Source organism: Sphingobacterium sp. N143, assembly GCF_030325625.1.
Taxonomy (GTDB): Bacteria; Bacteroidota; Bacteroidia; order Sphingobacteriales; family Sphingobacteriaceae; genus Sphingobacterium.
On record NZ_JACAIS010000003.1, the window covers coordinates 361,217 to 387,668 of the forward strand.

Annotated in this window: 17 protein-coding genes; 2 read left to right on the top strand and 15 right to left on the bottom strand. The window is 41.9% G+C overall.

Going from position 1 to position 26,452, the window contains the following annotated elements; all coding sequences use genetic code 11:
• Positions 1–4: 4 nt before the first annotated feature.
• From HX021_RS07695 to HX021_RS07725, 7 genes are all read right to left on the bottom strand, one after another.
• The gene (locus HX021_RS07695) at positions 5–1,651 is read right to left on the bottom strand and encodes an FAD-dependent oxidoreductase (RefSeq protein ID WP_286589569.1); all 1,647 of its coding nucleotides are present in this window, start codon (positions 1,649–1,651) and stop codon (positions 5–7) included.
• A 4-nt stretch (positions 1,652–1,655) separates the two neighbouring features.
• The gene (locus tag HX021_RS07700) at positions 1,656–3,656 is read right to left on the bottom strand and encodes an FAD-dependent oxidoreductase (RefSeq protein WP_286589570.1); all 2,001 of its coding nucleotides are present in this window, start codon (positions 3,654–3,656) and stop codon (positions 1,656–1,658) included.
• Positions 3,657–3,669: 13 nt separating this feature from the next.
• Positions 3,670–5,361: a RagB/SusD family nutrient uptake outer membrane protein gene (locus HX021_RS07705; RefSeq protein WP_286589571.1), complete on the bottom strand. Its 1,692-nt coding sequence runs from the start codon at positions 5,359–5,361 to the stop codon at positions 3,670–3,672.
• Between the two features lie 12 nt (positions 5,362–5,373).
• Positions 5,374–8,415 (bottom strand): SusC/RagA family TonB-linked outer membrane protein, encoded by a 3,042-nt coding sequence (locus tag HX021_RS07710; protein WP_286589572.1) that lies wholly within the window; start codon positions 8,413–8,415, stop codon positions 5,374–5,376.
• 65 nt (positions 8,416–8,480) lie between these two features.
• Complete coding sequence (locus HX021_RS07715; protein WP_286589573.1) at positions 8,481–9,569, bottom strand: FecR family protein; 1,089 nt, start codon at positions 9,567–9,569, stop codon at positions 8,481–8,483.
• A 167-nt stretch (positions 9,570–9,736) separates the two neighbouring features.
• Positions 9,737–10,330, bottom strand: coding sequence for an RNA polymerase sigma factor (locus HX021_RS07720; protein ID WP_286589574.1), 594 nt, complete (start codon positions 10,328–10,330; stop codon positions 9,737–9,739).
• A gap of 128 nt (positions 10,331–10,458) precedes the next feature.
• A complete protein-coding gene (locus HX021_RS07725; protein ID WP_286589575.1) occupies positions 10,459–12,630 on the bottom strand; it encodes an alpha-galactosidase in 2,172 nt (723 codons plus the stop codon).
• A gap of 356 nt (positions 12,631–12,986) precedes the next feature.
• On the opposite strand from HX021_RS07725, the gene HX021_RS07730 reads away from it, so the two are divergent.
• Both HX021_RS07730 and ggpS read left to right on the top strand, forming a co-directional pair.
• Positions 12,987–13,976: an NAD(P)H-dependent glycerol-3-phosphate dehydrogenase gene (locus tag HX021_RS07730; RefSeq protein WP_286589576.1), complete on the top strand. Its 990-nt coding sequence runs from the start codon at positions 12,987–12,989 to the stop codon at positions 13,974–13,976.
• Positions 13,976–16,219, top strand: coding sequence for a glucosylglycerol-phosphate synthase (ggpS, locus tag HX021_RS07735; protein WP_286589851.1), 2,244 nt, complete (start codon positions 13,976–13,978; stop codon positions 16,217–16,219). Before HX021_RS07730 ends, ggpS begins: the two co-directional genes overlap by 1 nt.
• A 112-nt stretch (positions 16,220–16,331) precedes the next feature.
• Here the strand turns inward: ggpS and folK are convergent, their stop codons facing one another.
• From folK to HX021_RS07775, 8 genes are all read right to left on the bottom strand, one after another.
• Positions 16,332–17,069 carry a 2-amino-4-hydroxy-6-hydroxymethyldihydropteridine diphosphokinase gene (gene folK / locus HX021_RS07740; protein ID WP_286589577.1) on the bottom strand — a complete coding sequence of 246 codons (738 nt, stop codon included), beginning with the start codon at positions 17,067–17,069 and terminating at the stop codon, positions 16,332–16,334.
• 81 nt (positions 17,070–17,150) lie between these two features.
• Positions 17,151–17,882 (bottom strand): SDR family oxidoreductase, encoded by a 732-nt coding sequence (locus HX021_RS07745; protein ID WP_286589578.1) that lies wholly within the window; start codon positions 17,880–17,882, stop codon positions 17,151–17,153.
• A complete protein-coding gene (locus tag HX021_RS07750; RefSeq protein WP_286589579.1) occupies positions 17,882–18,550 on the bottom strand; it encodes a ferredoxin reductase domain-containing protein in 669 nt (222 codons plus the stop codon). Before HX021_RS07750 ends, HX021_RS07745 begins: the two co-directional genes overlap by 1 nt.
• A 34-nt stretch (positions 18,551–18,584) precedes the next feature.
• On the bottom strand, positions 18,585–19,244 hold the full coding sequence (folE, locus tag HX021_RS07755) for a GTP cyclohydrolase I FolE (protein WP_286589580.1): 660 nt from the start codon (positions 19,242–19,244) through the stop codon (positions 18,585–18,587).
• On the bottom strand, positions 19,244–19,879 hold the full coding sequence (locus tag HX021_RS07760; protein ID WP_286589581.1) for a sigma-70 family RNA polymerase sigma factor: 636 nt from the start codon (positions 19,877–19,879) through the stop codon (positions 19,244–19,246). The genes folE and HX021_RS07760 overlap by 1 nt, the downstream gene beginning before the upstream one ends.
• Positions 19,880–20,143: 264 nt before the next feature.
• On the bottom strand, positions 20,144–21,025 hold the full coding sequence (locus HX021_RS07765; RefSeq protein WP_286589582.1) for an endonuclease/exonuclease/phosphatase family protein: 882 nt from the start codon (positions 21,023–21,025) through the stop codon (positions 20,144–20,146).
• 10 nt (positions 21,026–21,035) lie between these two features.
• On the bottom strand, positions 21,036–22,784 hold the full coding sequence (locus tag HX021_RS07770) for a RagB/SusD family nutrient uptake outer membrane protein (protein ID WP_286589583.1): 1,749 nt from the start codon (positions 22,782–22,784) through the stop codon (positions 21,036–21,038).
• 30 nt (positions 22,785–22,814) lie between these two features.
• On the bottom strand, positions 22,815–26,342 hold the full coding sequence (locus tag HX021_RS07775; RefSeq protein WP_286589584.1) for a TonB-dependent receptor: 3,528 nt from the start codon (positions 26,340–26,342) through the stop codon (positions 22,815–22,817).
• Between the last annotated feature and the right edge of the window lie 110 nt (positions 26,343–26,452).

Below are 26,452 nucleotides of genomic sequence, written 5' to 3' on the forward strand. Positions count from 1 at the left end.
ATTATTACTTTATCCCCAAAATTTGTCCCGATGCCACTAAATGCTTGCTCAACAGATCATAGTCAACATGTTGAACAATTCCGTCATGATCAATCGCCAAGCAAGCAGCCCAACCCGCACTTTGTCCCAGGACCATAAATACGGGTTCCATCCGGATCGACCCAAAGGCAATATGCGAACTTGATACACATACAGGCACTAATAGATTCGTACACTCTTGTTCTCTGGGTACAATCGATCCATAAGCAATAGCATATGGCCGTGGCACGTGCACACCGATATCGCCTTCATTTTGCACAAAGCCCTCTTGTGTAACATAACGTTGAACATGATGTGAATCCAGCGTATAAGATCCCATACCTATTGGATCCTCCACCATTCGGTTACCTAAGATATTATGCTCCGTTGTTACATATTGTCCCAACATCCTTCTAGCTTCCCGAATATATAATTGGTAAGGCCAATGACCGTTATCCTTAAATTCATCTTTTGCCAGGCCCCACTCCGCCATTTTATTTCTTACATTGACTGGTACTGTTGGATCATTCCTCATAAAATAATACAATCCCATCTGATAATTCTTATGTGCTTCGACAATCGTTTTCCTTTCTTCATAACTTGCTTCGGGATAGCTATAATTCATGCCGATAAAATCCGTACTAAAAGGACCATGATTATTGGTGTCAGTTTTACGGTTGGGAATCCGATCAAATTTTTGAAAGGTCTCATCCCAGCCTTGTTTGTATAAGCGCTGTAACAATACATAGTTTTGTGGATTATAATCTTTCGGTTTTTGGAAATCGACCTGGTTCTCGTCAATATTACTTAAACACATGCGAAAACAATAGGCCTGTAACTTTTTGTCACCACTCCCATATGCTCCTGGAGGTTTATCAGAAACGCCAAATACCAACCCACTTTTCGGATCACCCTCAATCTGATATGGGCTAATCGGTAAAGCAAAATGATGTCGATGTTGAAAAACACCAGTTTGTACACCATTCCATTTTTCATCGTACTGCATATTGGATTCACGCCCAATGGTATAGCTGACATTGGCCAGTGCCATAAGATCACCTTCATAGGTAGCATCAATAAAAATTGATGCATGATAAGCTTTTCCGTCCCTTGTTTTAATGGATTTGATCTGTCCATGCTCCAACTGAATTCCCTGTTTACTTCGGTCCAAATAGGCTTCTCGTATAACTTCCAATTGATTGTCTTTCACCCATTCCTCAAAAATATTTTCGGCAACATGTGGTTCAAATATCCACATTGTCTTCTGGCTGCTATCCATGGCTACAGTTCCTTGTCCCCTGTTTCCAAATGAAGCTCTGCTTTGCCAATTCCAGCTCGAAGCTTTTTGGTAATGATCAAAGACATCTTGATAGAATTTTTTAGCCAGCCCACCGATAACGGTCTTGTCCCCGGTATCTGTAAATCCCAGGCCTCCTGAACTTAATCCGCCCAGATGTCGATCTGGAGATAACACAATGACTGATTTTCCGGCCTGTTTTATTTGAACTGCTGCCGTTAGAGCAGCTGGCGTCCCACCGTACACCAGCACATCCGTACTGCGCACCTCAGTCTGTGCCACAAGCTGATGAAAAGTAAACGACAGCAGCAAAAATCCTAGTTTAAATTTTAGCATAACATTAGTCTTGGTCAGAAATTGGCACCCACAATAGCGCATTCGCCGCCAGTACTCCATTCGCATTGGGCCGAATTTCAACATAGGGTCTACTATTTCCATTTTCAAATTCATATTCACCCACTTCTACCCAGGTACTTGTGGTTTGTCCCTGAATACTAACTTCTTTGAAGTTGATATTTTTCTCTATAGAATTTTTCCCGGTATAAACTATAAATTTACCTGTAGCAGCACTTTCAGCTGTTCTCGGAAAATAACTATATAATTTATACTTTCCTGCAACGAAATCACTTCCTGCCGTAAATCGTGCAAAGGCATCCGCATCATTGGCAACCTCCTGATAACTCATTCCATACCCTTTCTTTGGAGATTTACGCCAACGGCCTTTCAGAACAACTTGATCCGGATTTTCTACCTGGATAATATAATCAGATTTACGGCCATCTGCTTTTGGATTTTCACGCAGTACTTGTTGGATACGCTTTATATCCACATCCTGTACAGGTAATTTTTTGTCGATAGCCTCGCATGCTGCTATCGCAGCCGATTGCCCCAATACCATAAAAACAGGTTCCATACGGATAGACCCAAAAGCGATGTGACTGGCAGAGAGACATACGGGGACCAGCAGATTATTGATCTCTTTTTTCTTTGGCACAATCGACCTATAGGAAATTGGGAAGGGTGAAAAGCCCCCCACTTCTACATTACCTTCATTTTTGACCATGCCATTCACGACCAAACGGTCACAGTTATGGGAGTCCATGGTATATGCCGCATATCCCACAGCATCGTTGATCACTTCAAGTCCCTGGCAATGCTTTTGTGTCATCACAAGATCACTGATCATCCGGCGTGCTTCACGGATATACAATTGAGGAGACCAATGATCAGTATCTGGATATTCATCTTTTGGATATCCCCATTTTTTAAATTCGGCGCGGATTGATTCAGGTACAGAAGCATCGTTCGCCACAAAATAAAGTAAGCCTTTGGTATATTCTTCATGCGCCTTGATAATCTCCTTTCTTTTAAAATAATCTGCTTCAGGGTAATCCCAATTCATTCCGATCATATCGGTGGAAAATCCATTCCTGTTATTGATGTCCGTTTTCCCATTAGGCATCAAGCTCCAGATAAATACATCCTGAATACTCTTCCATGGCTGAATTTCCTTTTGTCTTTTTAGAAGTTCATATCGAGCTGCATCATAATTTTCTGGCTTGGTGATCTCAATCCTATTTTCAGGTACATTTGTCAACGTGATTCTATAATTATAAGCTTGTACTTTAGCATCACCTGTCCCGTTTGCTTGAAGCGGCTGATCGTTGATACCCCATAAAAGACCACTTTTGGGATCCCCTTTTATGCGATAGGGATCTATACCGTCGGGAAATTGATGCCCTTTCAACAATTGCACACCATTGATTGTTTCACCGTAAGTTTCATTTGACTCCCGGCCAATGTGATAAGATACACCAGCCATGGCAAGAAGATCTCCCTCATAAGTACAGTCCATAAACATTTTGGCACTTACAAGTGTTTTACCACCATCCTTATGCTCACTCGGCATCAATGCGATTGTTTTTATTAATCGATTTTCTGTCTTGACATCGGTTAATCTATAACCAAGCATCTGTTTCACTTGCGTACGGAGGAGGTAGTTTTTAAAAATAGTTTCCGCAACCTTTGGTTCAAATATCCATTGCTCAAAACCACCGTAATATTTTCCAATTTTGCGGTAGAAATCCAAAGCAACACCAGTTACAACATATTTATTACCTATATCCGTCTGCCCAAGCCCGCCGGAACTTAACCCGCCCAATCGTTGACCTGGATCAATAAGCAGCACCGATTTACCCGCATTTGATGCGGTATAGGCAGCTATAACACCTGCGGATGTTGCCCCATAAATGCATAAGTCGACCTGTTTAGTCGCCTGGCCATAAGTCATGGGCAGAAACAGGACTAAGTTTATAAAAATCATTAAAAGCTTCTTCATCATCTATTTTGCTGGTTTAATAACCTGGGTTTTGTACTAGGTTTTTATTCGTTACTATTTCAATATTTGGAATCGGCCACAAATAATGTTTGCTTGCATCGAATTTACGAATTTCAATGATACGCATATCCTTCTGATTGGCAACCTTTTGATAATTCACATAACCATCTATATCAATCAGAGGCGCATTGGCAAGCAAGCCTTTGGGAACACGACCATATAAAGTCGAATTCATCAATTTGTCGGCAAGTTTCCAACGGCGCAGATCCACCAGACGGAATCCCTCATTGGCTAATTCAAATAACCTTTCTTTGCGAACAATTTCACGGAGTGCTACTTGTGTCTTTCCACGAGTTACTGCTGGCATATCCACTGTAGGTCGCTGTCTAATCATGTTAATTGCCTCATACACACTTTCGTCAATTTTATTGGATTCAATCATAGCTTCAGCATAGATCAATAACACCTCGGCATAACGGCATTGAATAATATTCAATTCTGACTCTGTCGTAAAATCCTTATCTTTCATATCCACATATTTTTTCCAACAATAGCCGGAAAATGTTGCATAGGCATTAATTGCATCCTGATTCTGAATACGGTTTGCTGTAGAGGTGTTGTAGCTATAATTCCAGCAGGACAGGCTATCTTTATTCGTTTCGAACTGAAATCCAAAAAATGTAGATCCAGGTAAGGCAATCGTATAACTTAAACGTGGATCGCGATTGACAAATGGCTGCTTCGGATCATAATCAGGCGATTTATCAATACTCAAGCCATCTCTACATAAATAACTATCAACGATTGATTGCGAGGGGATTTTATTAGAGGTTCCCTGTGCATTTCGTGACAAGAACCCGCGTGTGGCACTATGCGTCTTTGTTTTTTGCAACCTCAGATATTGAAACGCAAAAATAATCTCTTTAGAAGCCTCCCCGTCATAGGTAAACAAAGCGCCATAATCAGGGTGCAAACTGTAGACTTTGAGGTCCATCACTGCTTTTGCAGCAGCGGCTGCTTGTTCCCACCGCTCATTATTAAGTGCTGCCCTGGCACTTATTGCTAAGGCTGCTCCTTTGGTTGCTCTCCCCACATCTGCAGCACCGTAGCTCACTGGTAAAATTGCAGCAGCAGCATCCAGCTCCTTCAAAATGAAATCAGCTACCTCACTTTTGGAAGACTTTGGAATATTGGCTTCGGAAAGACTTACACTGGAAATCACCAAGGGTACTCCTCCAAAATAATCAATCAAATATTGATAGACATAGGCACGTATAAATTGAGCTTCAGCCTTATACCGCCGTTGTAAAGCTGCATCCATTTTTCCGTCCAATTTGTGGATATTGTCCAAAATGAAGTTACACTTCCCGATTACTTTATACGAATCCGTCCAGATATTTCGAATATATCCGTTATTACTGTCAAAATCACCCCGTCCCACCGCCTGCAAGTCTGAGGTATTTCGATCCCATCCAATATCAGTTGCATCATCAAGTGTTAAATTAATGGGCATATTATCCGTCGGATGAAATACCAGTGCGCTGTATAGTCCATTCACGACCAATGTAAGTTCTTCCTGATTCTTAAAATAACTTTCATCTGCGGGACCATCCAACGGAGATCGATCAAGGTATTTTTCACAAGCGCCCATCATGAACAATATTCCGATCAAGGCAATGCCCAAAGTAAGTCTATATAGAATTTTCATAAGTTCTAATATTTATAATGTAACATCTAAGCCAAAAGAATACACCTTAACCTGTGGATAAAAATTGCCATAGCCAACAGGTGCTTCCACATCGTAACCGTCCCAGAATTTATCCACACTGAATAAATTAGAGCCATTGACGAATACTCGAAGTCGGCTCAACCCCAATGATTTGATCCGATCCGTTTTAAAGGTATACCCCAATTGCAGGTTCTTTAAGCGTAGGTAAGCGGCATTTTTCATCCAGAACTGGGAAGCCTGCTGGTTGTTATTCTGCCCGAAAGCTAGACGAGGATACTTACTCTCGGTATGCTCAGGAGTCCATCGATCCTTATTGTCCTCACGTATTGTTCCACCAATAGCGCCAGTAGTTGTGAAAGGCTGAATACCAGCACCATACAGATAACCATCTGCTTTCCCTACCCCCTGTAACAAGAAGCTCAGATCAACTCCTTTAAAACTTAAATTGGCATTGAGCGAATAGGTATATCGCGGAATGGTACTTCCAATAATCACTTTATCAGACTCATTCACGACATCATCTCCATTTTGGTCCTGATATTTGAGATCTCCGGGAGCCAGTTCACCGAATTGTGTGGCATGCCCCTCAATTTCATCCACAGTTTGAAAATAACCATTCGAGATATATCCAAAAATAGAGTTAATGGGATAGCCCTCCCGGTTTACGGTCAGTCCAGTCTGATCGACACCGCGCATATCCAGCACTTTATTTTTCACGTCCGAGATATTAAAGTTAAAATGGTATCTAAAATTCCTGGCTGGATCACTCCGATATCCCAATGCGATCTCCCAACCCTTGTTTTCGACCACGCCTGCATTTTGATAAGGTTTATTTAACCCTATGATCAAGGGTATATCAAGCTGCAGAAGAATATCGCTCGTTTTTCTGTTATAAAAGTCGGCGGTAAAAGTCCATCTTTTAAATAAAGTAAGGTCAATGCCTATATTCTTCTCTTCAGTAGACTCCCACGTAATAGCAGGATTTGACATATCATTCAAGGCAGCTGTATTGACGATGGCATTACCCAGGGTATACGAACCAAGATTAAGCGAAGCTACGGCTGGATAAGTTCCGATATTTTGATTTCCGAGCCTGCCCCATGATGCCCGGACTTTACCTTCTGTTAACCAGGCTTTGGCGTTCGTTAAGAAATCCTCTTCAGAAAACCGCCAGCCGGCAGATGCCGAAGGAAAGAAGCCATAACGATTTCCTTTGGCAAAACGTGAGGAACCATCATAGCGGGCATTAAGTTCCAAAAGATACCGGTCATTGAACACGTAATTAATACGGGAAAAGATGGACTGGAGTGCCCAATCTGAGGCGCTTCCAGTAGCAGCCTGATTCAATGCCGATCCAGCATTCAACACCTCATATTCAGGAAGTACATAGGTATCCCTAAATCCTTGTGAGTAATCAATTTTGTAGTCCTCCCTAGAACCACCCACCAGCCATTTCAACTGATGTGGTCCAAAATCCTTATTTAAGGTCAGGGATGCACGAATATTATTAAAAAACTCCTGACTATTGTACTGTGTCAAAGCAGTTCTAACGGGCACTGAAAAGCTAGGGCTTCCATCAGGAAAATAAGATTGTACCGCTTTTCGGAAGTTCTTGTTCACTTGCGTTGCATATTTTGGTGCATAATTTATTTCGGCGGTCAGCCATGTTTTAGGTTTATAGATCAATGATGCATTTAGGCTACCGAAGGGGCTTTTATTCGTTGCGATTCCACCGTCTGCGGCAGCCGACACGGGATTATTACCGTTCCATCCCAGCCCCCAGGTACCGTTGGAATTTCGAAAAGTTTGATTGGCAGGGATGCTGCTCATCCATTGAAACAGTTCTTCGATTCCTGCAGCAGGTGAAGTCAATATAGGATTAACATATTGGAAGTCAAATTTCATGGCCAGCTGATCTGAAAACTTGACATCAACATTGTTCCGTATCGTGTAGCGCTTGAAAGAACTGTTCAATGTCAATCCTTTTTGATCAAAATAACCTACTGAGGTCAACATTTTCACTTTATTTGTCCCCGCATTAACGGTCAGGAAATGGCTCTGCTGAAAACCACTGCCTTGCAACGATTCCCGTTGCCAGTCCGTATTCGGGTACGCATCCGAACTGCCATCTCCTTGTTTGCGATAGGCATCGATAACTTCAGCCGTATACAGCGGTGTTGCCCCGACATTGGTATAGGCTTCATTCGTGAGCAGCATATGATCCAAGGCGTTGACTATTTTCGGCATATTTGTAGCAGACTGCCAACCAAAATAATTATTGTAGGAGATAGCCACCCGATCTGAATGACCTCGTTTTGTGGTAACGAGTATCACACCGTTCGCAGCCCTGGAACCATAAATCGATGAAGAAGCCGCATCTTTCAGAATTGAAATATTCTCGATAACATTTGGATCAATATTATTGATGGAACCTTCAATACCATCGATCAGTACTAAAGGATTTGCATTCCCTAAAGTACCGATACCCCGGATACGGATATCCCCTCCATCAGCCCCCGGCTTGCCAGAACGTTGTGTCACCGTAACTCCTGATGCCATACCCTGGAGTGCAGAAGAAGTTTGTCCAGTAGGCCTATTATTAATATCATCGCCCGATACTGCAGAAACAGCCCCGGTCAGATTGACTTTCTTCTGGACACCATACCCCACTACTACGACTTCATCAATGGTCCCCATATTGGACTTCAGGCGAATCAGGACTGTATTTTTACTTGTGGCCGTTGCAACAAAATGCCTGACCGAATCTGTCGCATAGCCCAGATGATGGGCGATAATGCTATACTTCTCCCCTGCCATCAAGGGACTTAGGACAAACAAGCCTTCATTATCGGCGACGAAATTCAGCTTTTTGCTTGTCTTTTCATGAATGAGGTCAATGGTCGCACCCGGCAACGCATTGCCTTCGGCATCCACTATCTTACCATTTACTTTTAAGTTAGATTGTGCAAATCCTACCGAAAAGTATGGGAATAGCAATCCCAGTAGCATAAATTTGATTAGCATATGCTTCATAATTGGTTATTTAATTAAGTTTATAAAATGTATTGGTCGGTCACTTTCTATAGGCAGTTTTTATCCTACTGCGTTCCCTCCTTCCTTATAAGATTACTCAGATGGACAATACCATTGTCCATCTTAAAGGAGCATCCATTTAACTGACAGAAATTTGTAAAGAATTTTTCCAAAGGCTCTTTTCTATTGAGGCTACCTGTAAATGAGTTTGTCAACAATTCAGGACTTTCACAGATAACCGATACATCATATAGGCTCTCGATGACCTGCAAAAGCTGTATATTTTTGGTCTGGTTAAAGCTGACCGATTGATTCGTCCATGCGATATTCGCTTTTAAACTAGGAATCAGTTCTTCCAGCTTTTTGTTCACACGGGACGAATGCGATGTCTTCAGCTCCCGTTCTGACGATTTGATCATCCGATTTGAACGTAGATCGACCAATACTTCCTCATGCGGTTCCAAATAAACCAGTTGCTGTGCTGCAGTTTTACCTGGACCAACGGAAACTCGGCCTTCCATTAATTTTATTAACACCCGTTCAGCTGGTTTTGGTTCAACACTAAAGATTGTCCCCAAAGCAGTTGTGATATAATCCCTATAATTGACCTGAAAGGGAGCTTCGGGGTTTTTACGGACTTTATAGATGACCCGTCCCCCTTGTTGCTGCACCATCCGATTCCCCAATTTATTTCTTTCGAAACTGATCTTTGCATTTGGATATAGAATCACTGTGGAACTATCGGGGAGCTGCATACTAACGACATAGGCATGCTTATTCTCATACCAAAATAACGAAGTTTTGTCACCTGTATTTGGATGATCGGAGAAACTCAGCCAATACAGCCAAGTACACACACAGATCAGGATAGCTGCACAGGACCCCCAGGCCCAATACATCATCCATTTTACCCCTTTACGCTGTGGGGGATCTATGCTATAGATGTTTTCGAGTACCTTTTGATGAACCGCAGACAAATCAGGTAAAGTGACTGGCGGTTCTTCTGCCATTTGCTCCAGCACCTCATCTATCCATCCTTGAAGCTGGAGCCTGTCCATTTGGGCCATGGCGTCGAAGAATGTCTCATAATAAGATATATCGAGTCTATTATGAATATATTCCACCAGTTGATATTTAAAGGATTCTTCTTTCAAAACTGCTTATATTTGGTTTAATACATTGCTGTATTTATCTCTCTATACGTCTCCCGAAAAGAATCACACTATTGCCCGGTCATTTTTTTTTGAAATTGATTACCTCTGTCTTCAAAAAGCATTGTCAACCAGTTATAATGCATTTACTTGAACCAGTTTTAGCTTACTCAGAGGGTAAATAAAAAAGCAGCTAAAAAACTGATGATATACTCATTAGGGTAATTTTTCTGGATATATTCCTTAATATCTTTTAAGGCGCTGACCAATTGGTTGCTCACTGTTGAAACCGAAATACCCAGTTCATTGGCAATTTCCTTATAGCTTTTTTCCTGAAATTTATTGAGCATCAATATTTCCCTTCGTTTGGGACTCAGGGAGTCTATCGCCTTGGACAACATATGCTGTGTGTCCTTAAAAAATACTTTTTCCTCCGTATGATAATATAGCTCTATTGCTGAAGCCCATACCTCCAATTGCAGCGCCTTATCCCGTTGTACTTTCCGAAAGAAGTCCATGGCCAAGTTATCCGAAATATGGTTGAGAAATGATATAAAACCTTTACTTGGATCAATCTTTTCCCGGTAAAGCCATATCTTGGTAAAGACATCTTGCAAAATTTCCTCGGCAATGGTCTGATTCTTCACCAATTTGATCAACCTCATATAAATCTTGGGTGAATACTGAAAATAAACGTCGTTAAACGAATCAAGATCCCCATTCTTCAATTTTTCTAGTGTATCGGTTTCTATAGGAGGTATCATTTTTTAATCCCTTATAATTGGCAAGAACAATAAATTTCACGAACAATAGATTTAAGGTAAAGATAATTTTTTCCAAAACAAAAATAGCCGCAAAATTCTTGCGGCTATTTTTGTTTTGGAAAAATCAGCTACTTTACGGTAAACCAAATATGACTTTCAGCAGGGATCGTTACGGTCAGGTCTGTTTTGAAAAAACGATCCAGCCTAACCTGATTGACTGTTTTATCCTGGAATGTGATCGTTGCTTTATCCGTCAGCCCTGTATAATAAAGTGGAATTGTTATTTTTCGGGTGATGGGAGTTTTCAAAGGATTGAACAACATCCCGAATCCTTTGACCTGGGATTCCAGCGCATTGACATGCAGAAATCCGTCCCAATCACGGCCATCTGCCCTTCGGAGGTGAATGAGATCTGAATTGAGTATGGTCCGGTATTTTTTATACCATTCAATGACATCTACCACCATCTTTTTGGTATCTTCCGTATCGTATAGCCGAGGACCTCGGTAACAGGCCTGCACCCCAGCACCGTAATATTGCATCATCAGTTGTTTATAATCTTCGAGATGTTCATGCAGCGGTTCCATTACAGCCTCTTTTCCACCGCCCTGATAGGCAGTCAATGGGACAAAGCCCCATCCCATGGAAGGATTTTCCTCCCAAAGTGCATCAAAGATATTTTGGCGATTGAGGATGCGTTGATTTTCACGGGGTAATGAAAAGTTAACCTCGCGATATCCCAGACCTGTCTTATTGGCACCATCCAAAAAATACCAATCCGGTGAATTGATGTAAATCCCACGCGCATTCAACCAATGATATAGTTCCTTCTGCATATGGAACTGCACCCATTGACTATCTTCGAGCCCATGATGGCCCGGGTGGTTCGTCGATGCGCATTGATCGCCTGGAAATGGCCCATCATTTTCCCAGATATCAAATCCTGTTCTCTCAAAGAAGGTCTTAATCCTTTTCACATAACCAATACCCCAGTTCGAACCAAAGCATGGCGCATTATTAAAAATCGTACCTCCGGTCTTGCCTGTCTTCGGGTTGATGATATCATCATCCTCACTGATTTTACGAGAACTGAACAGTGAATAGGCTCCAATCTTAATATTTTTGCTATGTGCATAATCGGCTATTTTTTTGAGGTTGGCCAGGTTTCCTGCTGTTGTATCTTCCATATTGACATGACTACCAAAGCTCAGAATCAGCGCTTCATACCCCGTAGCAACACATTGGTCAATGGCAGTATACACCTGCTCGTCCGTTTTACTCACCAGATGCATAAAAATTGGATTGGCTGTTGTCCAGGGTGCTATGGCCCGGTACATTTTACGTATGGCCAGTCCCCTGCGTTCCCGATCGTAACTATCCATCATCAGCTCCCAAGACCGGATCGAATTGAAATGATCTTGAGGTGACAAGTTAAGGCCAACCCCTGCTGTTGGGTATATTTCGAGAATGGCCGGTGTGGCATAATTGTAATTGATCTGTGAAGTATAGCTGGAATCCGCTTTCCAATGTAAAGACTGATCGCTCAGGTGATACCGCATGGCATTATTGAACGCAAAATTGCTTTCAACATACAAGCCATGCTGCTTGTGCATATCTTCCACAGTACCCACCACAGCACTTTCCTCTTCCACCATAGCTAGCTTCTCGTGAACCACCTGGTTAACCTGTACCGTCTCTGTCCCCCTATTCTCAATCGTCAGCCACTTACTGATCAGTGGCAATCCATCATAGATGGCATAATGTACCTGCACCTCAAGACCTTGGAGCCCTGCTTCTGCAGGAGCTCGGTAAGTCAATGTTAGAGTCTTCCCCCCGGCTCCTTTTTTATGCGTAGACCACCATTTATCACCATTCCAGGGCAGCAGTGGTTCAAGCGCTGAAATCTCATATTTTAAATACGTAAAATCCGTCGCCTTACCCGTTAAATCAGCCATCCACTCTGGCCTCAAATAAGCTTTCTCTTTTTGACCATAGGCGCCGCCGACATTATACCATTTCCCATTGAGCTGTAACTGCGCTTCTGGCTGTACCGCACGGATAAGCTGCTGTCCTGTGACCAGATTGGTAAAATCATAACAGAATACATTGGGATGTAGATTAAATGAACGACGAACAAGACCATTTTCCAAAATGATATGCTGATCTTTTACCAAGATGCTGGATGCATATTGGCTGGATTGACCGATCATCCAGTCCTGTTGCTGCTGGACTGCTATTTGTGCAAAACCAAAATGGGATGCCATAGCGAGCAGCCCGAGGATCAATAACTTCAATTTCATTAGTTTATAAATTACAGTACGGGTATTATGCAATAAATCAAGCAAACCATATTTATCAATAATCACTGCAATTTCTACTGATATGCTGCAAAATCTATTGTTCAATTGGTTCACACTATTCCCTGGTTTATAGGAAGATTGAAGTAAGATAGCAGAATTAATCAACCTGTGAAAGAAAGATAGCAATGCAATCGATTGCTTAAAATAAAAAGCAACATAAATTCTTAATAAATAGATTTGATATAGCCAAAGTCAACCCATTTATTAGGAAAACCCATTCATTTTTCTTATATTTGTATATAAACATTCGAAAATTAGCTCGGTTTACCTACCGTTTGCGCAATAATCTCAATGATTTGAAAGAAATAAGTATTATAGGTGGTGGCAGTTGGGCCACTGCACTAGTAAAAATTTTAACAGAGAACAAAATCCGCGTATATTGGTATCTGCGTCGGCAGATGCAAGTGGAAGCAGTCAACGACTTAGCCCGTAATCCAGATTACCTTAGTTTTGTCCCGCTGGATAAAACTTATATCGAGGCCTCCACCAACCTTGAACAGGTCATCTCCAGCAGCGAGCATCTCCTCTTTGTCATTCCTAGTGCCCACCTTCCTACCCTATGCCAGCAGATTGATCCACAACTGCTCAAAGATAAAATGATCATATCTTCTATAAAAGGTACTGTAGGGCCTGACAATCTTCTTCCATCAGCTTATTTAGCCCATATATTTTCCATATTACAGGTACAACAAGCCATTCTCGCGGGCCCATGCCATGCCGAGGAAATTGGTATGGGTAAAAAGACCTATATGACCATCTGCTCTGGCAATAAACCATTGCGCCAAGCGCTGATGAAAGCTTTTGACTCGTCCTATATGCAGGTACAACCACATGAGGATCTTATCGGTGTAGAATATGCTGCCATTTATAAGAATGTTGTCGGTTTGGTGTGTGGCATGGCTAAAGGCATGAACTATGGCGATAATTTTACAGCTGTCATTGTGGCCAATGCCATCCACGAGCTCAATCTGCTGCTCAAACAGCTGCATCACAGTGATACCCGTGTGGCATGTTCAAGTTATCTAGGAGATCTCTTTGCAACGGTTTACTCTGAGCATAGCCGCAATCGTACTTTTGGCACCTTCATCGGGCAGGGATATAATGTAGCCCAGGCGGAGGAGATCATGTCCATGGTAGCCGAGGGGTATACCGCTACCAAAGGACTTTATCACACGGCCATGTCCCATGGCCTCAACTTACCCATTTTAAACACGGCATACCGGGTATTATATAACCATATGCCGGTGAGTACAGAATTTAAACTATTAGAAAGGAGCATGATTTGATGTTATTAGCAACGGATCTGGATGGTACATTTTTAGGCGGCAGCATGGAAAGCCGACTGCGACTGTATCGTTTGATCAAACAAGAAAAAGATATTCAACTGGCATTTGTAACCGGAAGGGGACTGGAATCCGTCATTCCTTTACTGAATGATCCATTAGTACCCCGTCCCAATTATATCATTGCAGATGTGGGAGCCACAGTGGTCAATGGATATTCACTGGATTCCATCGAGCCTTTACAGGGAGAGATCGAGGCCAAATGGCCTTCGGTATACCCTATTCGGCAACAACTATTGGAAATTTCCAATCTGGTTTACCAAGAAGTCCCCCAACAGCGACGCTGTTCATTTTATTACGACAAAGAAGTGGATATGGCCGCGATCCATACAGTAGCGGATAACTATGCCTGTGATGTGATCACTTCAGTGGACAAATATTTGGACATCTTGCCCAAAGGGGTTAATAAAGGGAGCACACTTCGGGCCCTGATTCAGACTTTAGGCATAGCTGATGAAGATGTGCTGGTCGCCGGTGACACCCTCAATGACCTGTCCTTATACGAAGTTGGTCTGAAGGGTGTGGTGGTTGGTCAGGCTGAACCGGCCCTTATCAAACAGACGGCTGAGCTGTCACAGGTTTATCAAGCAGAGGAGCCTGGTGCAGGCGGCATTTTGGAAGCCATTGCCCACTTTGAAACTTTAAAGAAATATTATCCGAATCCAAAAGGGAAAAAGCCCGCATCGCGCAAGAAAAGCAGTAACCAGTTGGTTGTTGTTTACCATAGACTACCTTTTGAACAGCAAGTTTTCAATGGTAAGACCGTTCGGGTTCCGCCCAAGAGTCCCAATGGTATCATCCCTTCTCTATTGGGATTATTTGAAAAGGGGCGTTCAGGTCTTTGGATCGGTGAAGAAGAACTGCAGGAAGATATGCCTGAAGTACCTAATCAACTCATTGATGAGGCACGTTACCCCAACCTTGTTGCTTCCACGATCAGCTTACCCAAAGAGGATATCGACCAATTTTACCGTGTATTTTCGAAGGAAGCATTTTGGCCTACTATATTTTCATTTGTGGATAAGGCCAAATTTAACCATGGCGACTGGGAGCATTATTTGAAGATCAACCGTCTTTTTGCCGAACGTATTGCACGGGAGGCCGATCCTGATGCACTTATCTGGATACATGAATACAACCTCTGGATGGTTCCAGCTTACCTAAAGGCTCTACGTCCCGACTTGAAAATTGGTTTTTTCCACCACACTTCTTTCCCAGCAGCTGATATATTTAATATACTCCCCTGGCGAAAGGAAATCATTGGGAGTCTCTTGCTCTGTGACTTTATCAGTTTTCATATTCCACGGTATGTGGAGAATTTTATTGATGTCCTGCGCAGCCATACTCCCTTTAAAGTACTTAAACGCATCAATGCCGCCAAGCAATTTCTGACCTACAGTTGCGCCCTGGGACTGGATCAGATGACAAAGATAATCGAAGTGGACGGCAGGCAGATCCGTTTGGGGGCACAACCTGTCGGTGTCAATATGGAAAAGATCGAACGCATCTTGAGTACAGCAGATATACGTTCCAAAATCAGTGAAATAAAAACCCATAAACAGGTCATGGACCGAAAAACCATCCTATCGGTGGAGCGTTTGGATTATGTGAAGGGACCGCTGGAAAAAATACAGGCTTTTGGTGCTTTTCTGGACGAGTACCCAGAATTCAGGGAAAAGGTTGAGCTCATCAATATTTGTACACCGCCATCAAAAGGGATGTCTATTTACGATGATATCCGGGACGATGTACACCGAGCTGTAGGAGAAATAAATGGTAAATATTCAACGATGGATTGGGTTCCAATCCAATATTTTTACCGGGCATTACCGTTTGAAGAAGTGGTAAGTCTGTACGGTACGAGCGACATAGCCTGGATTACGCCGCTTCGCGACGGGCTCAATCTAGTTGCTAAGGAATACATCGCCGTACAGGGTATATTGGAAGGAGATGGCGCACTGGTGCTTTCCGAATTTGCAGGGGCCTCTGTTGAGCTTCCTTATGCCATATTGACCAACCCTTATGACCCCAAAAGTATGAAAGAAGGACTCTTGAAGGCATTGCTCATGCCCGAAGAAGAACGTACCGTCCGTGTCAACAGATCCTATGATCAGGTTAAATACTATGATATCCATTATTGGGGCCGCGATTTTGTCAAAGAACTTGAAAGGGCCACAGTCAGATAACAAGGCAAATAAAGTAAAAAACAAGAATTACAAAGTCCTCAAAATATCGAAATGCCCCGATGTCAGATCAAAAGTTTTGATCTGACATCGGGGCATTTCGATAAGGATATGCTTATTCCCGGGTGAATATTTCAGGTTGAAGTTCTTTCACAAAGCCAGCCAAGAATGGAAGTTCTACCATATCCTTCGTATCGATAATACGTCCATTAAAGGTAATCACGTCAAGATCAATTACGCGGGGGGCATTTTTGTTCACTGTTCGCACCCGCCCCATCTTTAATTCGATCTGCTTCAATCTAGCCTGCAATTGGATCAGCGGTAAGTTCGTATGCAGTAAAAGTGCGGCATTCAAAAAATCAGGCTGCGCTTCAAATTTCAGCGGTTTGGTACAGATACATGCTGTCTGATTTTCTATTGTTCCCAATTCACGAAGATATCCGATCACCTTGGTCATATTTTCTTCAGCGTCAATATTTGAGCCAAGGGCAATCAATGCCCTGTGTAGGCGATCTTTACCAGATATCTTGACTTTGACATTATCAGCAAACCGCAGTGCATGTGGTTTTTCGACAACGACTTTGATAGCCTGAATTGTTTCATTAAAACCAGCGATAGTCTGATATATTTTATCGGCGAGTGTTTCGATCAGATGGAATGATTGATTGTCAACTAAGCTGATGATCAATTTGGTCAGGTGCTTATAATCTGGGGCATATGCCACATCATCTGCCTGCACTGCCTGCTCAGCATCATATTTAAAGGAAAAGGATATCACCAAATCTTGTAGTTTTTCTTTCTCCCAATCGAGGTAACCGATATAGGCCCGTAAGCGCAAATGATCTATTTTCACTTTGAGCAATTTTGTAGATGATATGAGCGATTTATGCATATGTTGTCGTGTTTATCTCTAACCCGTTTTTCAGTCCATTGATCAAGTGGCCAGATGTTCACCACCGTCGATAAACAAAAATTGCCCGGTAATGAACGTACTCTCCACCAAAAACTGCACTGCTTTTTGGATATCCTCCAGTTTGCCGACACGTCTCAGCGGAATACCTTCGGCCAGTTCCATTAAATATTGATTATTTTTCCCTTTTGGAGGAAGAATCAGTCCTGGACAGATACCGTTTACCCGTATGGCTGGAGCAAGGCTCACCGCCGCCATACGGGTAAATTCAGCAAGCAGCTTTTTAGCCAATAAATAATCCAGATAATCGCTTTGGTCACGGGTAATTTTTGTATCCAAAAGATTGATCACAACACCCGAACCGAATATCCGCGCAAAAGATTTGGTCAAAAGATAGGCCCCTTCAAAATTACTTTTGATCTCCCTGTTGAACAGTGTAGCACCTTTATCCTGTATTCCAGAAGGAATGTATTCTGAGGCACTGTTGACCAAGATCTCCAGTGTCATTCCTTTTGCTTTCATATCGGCCAATATTTGATCATAATCATTGTGTGCTAAAAAATCAAATTGCAGCAAGCTTGCCTTACGGCCCATGGCTTCAATTACCCCCTGTAGCAGTTCGGCTGCCTGACGTGATTTTCTATAATGCAAAACAATGTGATACCCCATTTTGGCCAAATGCAGTGCTATACTTTTACCAATCCGGTCGGCAGCCCCCGTAACTAAGGCATAATGATCATGTTTTGTCTTTGTCATTAAAATTCCTCCCGTATTATGGCCGATTCATGCACTCCCAATGCATGTAGCGTCGACTGGATTGCATCCATCATTGGATCTGGTCCGCATAAGTAGATATAGGGCAATTGTGTGTCCATATATTTCCGGAGTATTTTTTCAGTGATATATCCATGTTCATACCCTGGTAGTTCTTCTTCAGAAAGTACATTGACAAAATGATCACCAAGAAGCTTACTGAAATAAGCATCTTCAATAATGTCAGCACTTGTTTTATTAGCAAAGAGCAGTCTGTTGTTTCCTATTTTACCTTCTTTATCGAGCTGACGAAAGATCGCAATAAACGGGGTCACCCCGGCCCCACCTGCGATGAAAAGTCCTTCCCCCTTGTATGCAATGGCACCAAAAACATCATGCAGGATAAGTTCATCTCCTGGGACCAAAGAAAGTAATTGATTGGTCACCCCTTGTCGTTCGGGATAGGTTTTGATACTGAATTCCAGATCATCATCACCTGGCAAGGAGGTAAAGGTAAAGGCCCGTAGCTTATCCGTCCATCCAAGTTTATTGATCGAGATATCTGCAGCCTGTCCCGGACAGAAAGTCAATGTTTGTGGTTTTTCAAGCCGGATCCGCAATACATCGTGTGTCAGATGTGAAATACTTTTTACTTTTATGAGTTGTCCCATATTTCCCTCCTTTCTCTTGATTGAATTATACCTATTATTGATTTATATATGTCCTGAATTTTTGTTGTATATATTCGTCTTTAAATGCGCCCGAATAACTTTCAGTAATTGTATGACTATTGGTATCTTTAATACCCCTTGAAGCCACACAAAGGTGATCAGCCTCGATCCATACAGCCACATCAGTATGCCCCAATGCCTCACATAAACCATTGACAATTTGTACGGTCAAACGTTCCTGTACCTGTGGCCTTTTAGCATAAAACTGTACTAAACGGTTGATCTTGGAAAGCCCGATGACTTTATCATGTGGTATATAGGCTACATGAATCTTGCCAATTATGGGCACAAAATGATGTTCACAGTGCGAATAGAGCGTGATATTCTTCTCCACCAGCATCTGATCATAGCCGTAACGGTTTTCAAACAGGCTGATTTTTGGCTTATTTTCACGGTTCAGGCCACTGAAGGCTTCTTCAACATACATCTTGGCTACACGCAGTGGTGTTCCTTGAAGGCTGTCGTCTGTCAGATCAAGTCCCAGTGTCCACATGATTTCCGCAAAATGCTTGGCGATCTTATTGATCTTCTCCTGTTCAGTCAGTTCAAAGGCATCGTCCCGAAGTGGCGTATCAACCACCGAAACAGTAACCGGGCTATCGAAAGTTTCTTCCATTGCTGTAAATTGATTCATTATAATTTATTTTCCATGATTTGCGGCATGACCCGATTCACCATTGCATCACAATAGATCAAGTTGAACTCATAAAGTTCAGCAGCCGAATAAGACTTTTCAAATTCACGACGGAGCATTGTTTTTGCCCTGCTGAGCCTCACCTTCACATTGCTGCGGGAGATATCCAAAATCGCTGCAGTTTCATCCGTGTCCATGCCATTGATCTCACGCAGGGTGAAAACCATTCTATATTCCAAGGGGACACGTGCCAGCATCTCCTCGATCATCAAAGCCAGCTCCTTACGCTTCACGACTTTATCGGTATCATTATTTGGGGTACTAAACATAGGTATTGCATTTTCGTCCAATTCAGCAACAACCTCATTTTGGCTGCTCCTCTTCTGGCTTTTATGATAACATCGATTCAACATGATACGTGTGATCCAGGTCTTAAAACTGGATTTATTCTCAAATTGAGCCAAATTCCGGTATGCGTCAATAAAACATTCTTGCATTAGATCCTGCGTATCCGCATGATTATAATTATAGGATCTTCCTATTTTATATATCGTCGGATTAAATCTCCTCACGATTAACTCATATAGGTCCTTATCTCCTTGCAGGATACGTGCTATGATTTCAATTTCTGTCATTATTCAGTGGTATGATCTGCCCCTCTCCTCTGCACTCTATATACTTAGAGTCAATGAAGAACAATTTGGTTACAAGCAATCTTAAAGTTATGCATAATACTTTTACAATTTTCTTCTATTCAGCAATTTATTCCACTTTCATCTGCCTCCATTGGCAGTGGATCAGGGAACAGAACCTGATCAAGAAACACCTTCATCTATATATGAAAATTGATTCTTATCAAACTGACAAAAAAAATCCACTCAATGAGTGGATTTTTTTATTTATTTACCAATTTTAAGTTCTATAAAAGTAGGATAGTGATCTGAAATATAATGTGTTTCCTCATTTTTAATGATACCACTCTTCACCACCATTTTTGTTGCGATTGGATTTGCCCAAATAAAATCGATCCGTTTAGGGTGACCGCTATTGCTTTTCTTGATACGACCATTTCCATCCTTAAAAGTAGGAACAGAACTTTCAAATTCCTGATGTAATAAACGATACGTATCCTGAAATCCAGCTTCTCTTAATTTTCCCAAAACACTATAGTCTATTTGTCCATCACGTAAATTACGAATATGATTATGTTTCTGTTCACTTTGCTGCATCGCTGCTAATACTTCTGGGCCATACATTGCCTGATCAGCAATATCAAGTGAATTGAAATCCCCCATAATCAATATGGGTTCATTGTCTGGGATTTCCTGTACCTGCGCTAGAATATCTGTTATTTCCAGTAAGCGCTTTTGATAGCTAAACGGTGAAAAATGAATAACAAAGAAATGTATTCCCCGTATTTTGGTATAAATATAACTATGCCACATGTTTTCGGTCACTTTCTTAAAATTCACCAATGGATATTTCGAAGTGATAGCGACAGGAAAACCTTCTTCTTTGGATTGCAAGACATAGTGATGATTGATCTGATTTCCCAGCTGTTCCAGTGTTTTTTGTGTATAGCCATTCATCTCCTCCAGGGCAATTACATCCGGATTCCAGGAGTGAGCGAATTTTATAAAACGATTAATATTTACCGAATCTTGTTTAAGTCCATAGAGGACATTATAGGAGATAACCTTTAACGTTTCCTGTGCATGAGTTGTAACATGAATAGCCATGATAAACAAAGTGGTAGCACATATAATTATTAATTTTTTCATACTTCTAATTTTAAGTTCCTGATTTATCCCAGCCTTTATTTTGTTCCAACTTGGTATTCAGCTGCAATTCCTGGGTGGGTATTGGATAATAATAATCTTTGTCTTCGGTCCACTTCTTTAAAATATCAGGCAAGTTGATAATCCGGCCACTCTTTCCATTTTCTAACACCAATTCACCTAATTTTTGATACTGCACGCCTGGCTTTTTCGCTGGTGCCGTGCCTTCATAAATCACCAGATCCAATTTTCCATCCTGATCCAGATCATATTCACCGGCTCCTGGAAAATACATTCCATAAAAAGGTTTCGCAACCTTCGCACCCTCTTTCCAGCGCAGCAGGTCGTTAAAGCGTAAACCTTCTTTGACTAATTCAATCCTACGCTCACGGCGGATTTCAAGTATCACACCGGTTTGCCCATTTTTGCTTACATTGGGATAAGTAGCCATAAGATATGGATCCGGTTTAGCATTGGCCTCAGTGACATTGAGATTAGGCATTCCCACACGCTCACGGATCAACTTGATTGTACGATCAATGTCGCCCTGATTTAAAGTACCAAGTTCAGCTTTTGCTTCAGCATAGTTCAATAACACCTCAGCATAACGGATAATTGGCATATCATTGGAGCTTTGCCCAGCATCAAATGCAGATGAAAGAATATATTTTACATATTGATACCCCGTTACCGATGTCGCAAAGTCAGGTACGGATGTCATATTAGCGCCTATACGTTTGTACCCCGGGGTCCGGATAGTTTGTGCCAATCGTGGATCACGGTCCTGCGTCTCTTCATAAAAGGACAGCTTATCATAGTTCGCTTTGTCCGTAAACCGGCTTCCATCTTTCATCAAGTAGCTATTGACAAGCTCTTTAACCATCCCCGGTCGGCCATAGGATGCCGATAGAATATAAAAATTGGCCGAATGAACAAAGGGTACAGAGGCATCATACTGTCTTGCCATAATCATTTCTGCTGGATTGGCATCCTCAGCTATAAACAGTTCCTGATAGGCTGTATGAGGATCATTTTTATAAATACTATATTCATTCGCATTCATCAATTCATCTGCAGCTTTTACGCCTTCCTCGAGAATCTCCTCCCAATCACCGAGTCCATGGTATTTGCGAAATGTACCCTCGAACAAACACATTCGGGATTTAAAGGCCAAAACAGTCCATTTGTTGATCAACTGAGGATTTTTGACAGTACTACAATTCGCAATAGCATAATCAAGATCATCCAGCATTTTTGCAAAAACATCCTTCCGCGAGTCTTTTGCTTTAAACATGGCCGGGTCATCTAACTGATTGACTTTATCGTACCATGGAACGTCACCAAAACGCACCACCTTATTATAATAAAAATAAGCTCTAAAAAACCGGGCTACTCCATCATATTGTAAGCGAGCAGCTTCATCGGCACATTTATGTGAATTTTCTAAATAAAAATTTATCCGGCGAAGAGATGTCCATGTCCAGCCACCGCCACTTGCAGGGGTGGTACGAGTACCCTGAAATTCAGCTGCCAGTGTATTACGAGCTTCATCATCACCCTGATTGGGATTATTATAATGGATGGCAAGAGCATCAGGTAAGTCCGCATAAAAAGCATTGGTATAAGTCTGAAGTTCAGATGCTGTACGAAAGTAATTCTCGGGAGCCAATTCAGCAATAGGGTATCGTTCTAAGTAATCATTGTTGCAAGAACTGGCAAAAAATGCAAAAATGAGTGTAATGATAGTGAATTTTCTTTTCATGATTTCTTCTTTAATGTATGTATAACCAACTTAAAAAGATACTTGAGCGCCAAAGGAATAAACCCGTCCAACAGGATAACTCCGGCCGGTATTATCACTCATTACCTGTTCGGGATCGATATAGTCAGACTTCAACTTGGTCCAGGTATGTAAATTCTCCCCACTGAAAAACAAACGTAGTTTGTTGATCTTGGCTTTTTGCGTCAATGTTACTGGAAAGGTGTAGCCAAGGGTCAGGTTACGCAGCTTGAGGTAAGCAATGTCCTGTATGTACATATCATTAGCAACTGAAAGCTCAGAATTCTGTGCTGTATACCCTCTTAAGAATGGGAAATAGGCATTTGGGTTTTCTGGCGTCCATATTTTTTCCTGAAAGTTGGAAGGGATAAAAGAATCATAAGGTCTAGCATAAACAGACCAAAATGCTTGAGCTTCCAAATTTGGGTACCAATTTTGTTTACCAATTCCCTGAAAGAAAGCCGAAATATCAATTCCATTCCAGTTGGCACCTAAGTTAAGCCCATATGAATAACGTGGTTGGCTATTTCCGATAATGGTCCGATCACCTGGATTGGCAAGCGTATTGTCGCCGGCATCGATAATTCCATCTCCATTAAGGTCTAAAATCTTGATGTCCCCTGCCTGAAGCATACGGAGATCTGCTGTAGGAGCCTGCACCCGTCGACGGTTGATCTGATCCTGGTTGACAACCTTGGCATACTCCTGTGCTTCTTCAGTACTTTTAAAAAAACCGTCATAGTGGTATCCCCAGATCTCACCTAGTTTTTGTCCAGTATAATAATTGTTCAATAGCCCAGCATCGTTGGCAAACCTGGTGATTTCAGCCTGATAATCTGAAAGCATAGCCCGAACGGAATAATTTAAGCGTTTTCCGCCAACAGCAACATGATCTTTCCAAAGAAGGGACAGCTCAAACCCTTTAGTTTTGAGATCGGCGGCATTTTCCTTGGGTTCACTGGCTCCAAATACCGCTGGCTGGGTCTTCCCTTTGCTGAGCATCCCTTTAGTTTGGCGCACATAAAAGTCTGACTGAAAATCAAGTTTATTATTAAATAAACTAAAATCCAGTCCGATATTGCTGGTGGTAATTTCTTCCCAAGTCAATGTAGGGGCCACAGGTGCAGGATTATTGGCAACGTTCAGCTTCTGTCCATTGACAAGGTAAGCGATCTGCTCAGTATTCATGGAAGAAATATAGGCATAGGTAGCTACTTCTTGATTACCCAAAGACCCGTAAGAATATCGGATCTTAAGATTATTTACGGCATTTTTTAGCGGTGTGAAAAATTTTTCTTCGCTGATACGCCATCCAGCAGAAAAAGATGGAAAGAATCCAAAACGACTATGTTTCGGAAAACGTGAGGTGCCATCATATCGACCACTGGCTTCCAAAAGATATTTACCTTTATAATCATAATTGAAGCGATAGAAACCTCCTCGCACAGCCCATTCATCAGCTCCTCCTTCAAATTGCTTTTCTCCAATCACCAAATCCAGATCATTCAGGTTTTCAGATAACAGATCCTGCCCTATTCCACCGACCGTTTTAAATGATCGATCTTCCTGATTAAACCCGCCCATGACAGTCAGGTGGTGATCACCAAAATCTTTCTGGTAAGTAGCAAAAACATTGATAAAGTGCCATGCATATTTACTCATGTTTTCCCGGAGTTTATCTTGGTTCAGTGCCCCCAGCGAGGACAATTCCATTTGGCCAGGGTATTTGGAATAATACTGTTTTGTCTGCCGATAAGAGTAATCCGAACGGTACTCACGGTAAGAGTAGTTTCCAGTTACAGTCAAACCTTTTGCCAGTTTAAATACTGCTTCAGTCATGTTAGTAAATTCTGTCCCTCGGGTGTATCCTCGCATAGTTCCACTTTCCAGTGCATTATGTAAACCATATCCGATGGGGTAACTGTTGATACCTGAATAGCCCGTGAGTGTCCCATCGGGATTTCGGGGCACATACATGGCGTGATAATGATAGGTGGGGCTGTTGCTGACATTATTGGCCACGGTACTAAAATTATTTTCCAGTCCGGCCCAATCATAGGAAGATTTGAAAAAATGGGTGCTGTTGCTTATGGTCAACCAGCTTCGAATATCAGAGGCAATATTCGCCCTCAAGTTATAGCGGCCAAATTTATCTGGGTCAATATTAAAAATCCCCTGTTCACTGGATTTTGACCCTGAGATCGCGTACCGGGTAGTATTACTGGCTCCTGAAAATGAAAGATTATGTTCATTTTTTGGTCTGCTTTTATTGTAGAGGTAATTAAACCAGTCGAAATTACCATAATAACGGTATATGTCATTGCCACTTGCATCTTTTTTGACCACCACCCATGGTCTGCTGGGATCCTCTGTTTTGTCATTGACACGGGCGAGCAGTTCCTCATAGTCCTCATCGGTATACCGCGTTGTTCTATATCCCAGAGCATTATACATTGCATCATCATTGATTTTTGCATTCCAATAACCGCTGGTGATAAAATCTGTATTAGTGGCATGGGTAGTAAAACCAATGTTATTATTATATTCAATGGAGGTCTTACCATTTTTGCCCCCCTTCTTCGTGGTGACCAAAACAACCCCAAAAGCGCCTCTTGCTCCATAAACTGCTGCTGCCGAAGCATCCTTAAGTACAGTCACAGATTCAACATCATTAGGGTTGATACGGTCCAATGTCCCGAGAATACCATCGATCAAAATAAGTGGTCCACCCCCGTTGATGGAGGTATTTCCCCGAACGTTCACAGAACCACTGGTGCCGGGCTTTCCTGATCCAAATACAATATTCAGATTGGGAATATTACCCTGTAATGCCTGTGTCAATTGCGTAACAGGCCTATCTTCAAATTCTTTACCTGAAATCTGACTGACAGCACCGGTGAGATTCGCTTTCTTTTGTTCACCATATCCCACCACAACCACCTCATCCATCGCCGTGATAGCAATGTCCAAGGTGACCCGAATATGATGTTGCTCCGTCACATTTACCTCCTTTGATTGGTAACCCAACATTGAAAACAGAAGTTGATTATTACCCGTTTTGAGCTGAAGCTCAAAATCACCAGACTTATTGCTCGTTGTTCTATTTTCCGTCCCTTTTTCAGTAATAGTCGCATTACTCACCGGGTTCCCCTTTACATCTACAACCTTGCCTTGAATTCTTCGCTGTAAGAGGGTTGACGAATGATCCATGCCAGCAGAGTTGACAGGTTGTGATGTTGACATGGGTTTACTGAGCACCACATTCTTATCGACGATCCTAAAAGCAATCTGATAATTACTTAGTAGATCTTTTAAGGCATTTTCAAAGGGGACATTCTGATAATTGACATCGATCCGCTTCGCATTGGTCAGCAGTGATTCTTTATAAAGGATATTATAACCACTCTGTTTTTGTAAAACCTTCAAGATGGTTTCGAGCTTAGCGTTTTTACGTTGGTAATTCACCCCCTGTCCAAAGGTGATTGCACTCAACTGGAGATTAGAGGCAAGCAACAAAGGGATCGCTAGTGACATTTTCATAGCAAATGCTTTTTTGGTGGAGCGCTTACTTTTATACATAAGATCTCCACACCGTTTTTTTTTGTACTTTTGCATACGGTTGTAATTGTTTTAAATGATTTAAATCTGTT

What these genes read in the sequence shown, in the direction of transcription:
- HX021_RS07695 (WP_286589569.1), bottom strand. Translation starts at nt 1,651, where the DNA reads ATGCTAAAATTTAAACTAGGATTTTTGCTGCTGTCGTTTACTTTTCAT.
- HX021_RS07700 (WP_286589570.1), bottom strand. Translation starts at nt 3,656, where the DNA reads ATGATGAAGAAGCTTTTAATGATTTTTATAAACTTAGTCCTGTTTCTG.
- HX021_RS07705 (WP_286589571.1), bottom strand. Translation starts at nt 5,361, where the DNA reads ATGAAAATTCTATATAGACTTACTTTGGGCATTGCCTTGATCGGAATA.
- HX021_RS07710 (WP_286589572.1), bottom strand. Translation starts at nt 8,415, where the DNA reads ATGAAGCATATGCTAATCAAATTTATGCTACTGGGATTGCTATTCCCA.
- HX021_RS07720 (WP_286589574.1), bottom strand. Translation starts at nt 10,330, where the DNA reads ATGATACCTCCTATAGAAACCGATACACTAGAAAAATTGAAGAATGGG.
- HX021_RS07725 (WP_286589575.1), bottom strand. Translation starts at nt 12,630, where the DNA reads ATGAAATTGAAGTTATTGATCCTCGGGCTGCTCGCTATGGCATCCCAT.
- ggpS (WP_286589851.1), top strand. Translation starts at nt 13,976, where the DNA reads ATGTTATTAGCAACGGATCTGGATGGTACATTTTTAGGCGGCAGCATG.
- HX021_RS07745 (WP_286589578.1), bottom strand. Translation starts at nt 17,882, where the DNA reads ATGACAAAGACAAAACATGATCATTATGCCTTAGTTACGGGGGCTGCC.
- HX021_RS07750 (WP_286589579.1), bottom strand. Translation starts at nt 18,550, where the DNA reads ATGGGACAACTCATAAAAGTAAAAAGTATTTCACATCTGACACACGAT.
- folE (WP_286589580.1), bottom strand. Translation starts at nt 19,244, where the DNA reads ATGAATCAATTTACAGCAATGGAAGAAACTTTCGATAGCCCGGTTACT.
- HX021_RS07760 (WP_286589581.1), bottom strand. Translation starts at nt 19,879, where the DNA reads ATGACAGAAATTGAAATCATAGCACGTATCCTGCAAGGAGATAAGGAC.
- HX021_RS07765 (WP_286589582.1), bottom strand. Translation starts at nt 21,025, where the DNA reads ATGAAAAAATTAATAATTATATGTGCTACCACTTTGTTTATCATGGCT.
- HX021_RS07770 (WP_286589583.1), bottom strand. Translation starts at nt 22,784, where the DNA reads ATGAAAAGAAAATTCACTATCATTACACTCATTTTTGCATTTTTTGCC.
- HX021_RS07775 (WP_286589584.1), bottom strand. Translation starts at nt 26,342, where the DNA reads ATGAAAATGTCACTAGCGATCCCTTTGTTGCTTGCCTCTAATCTCCAG.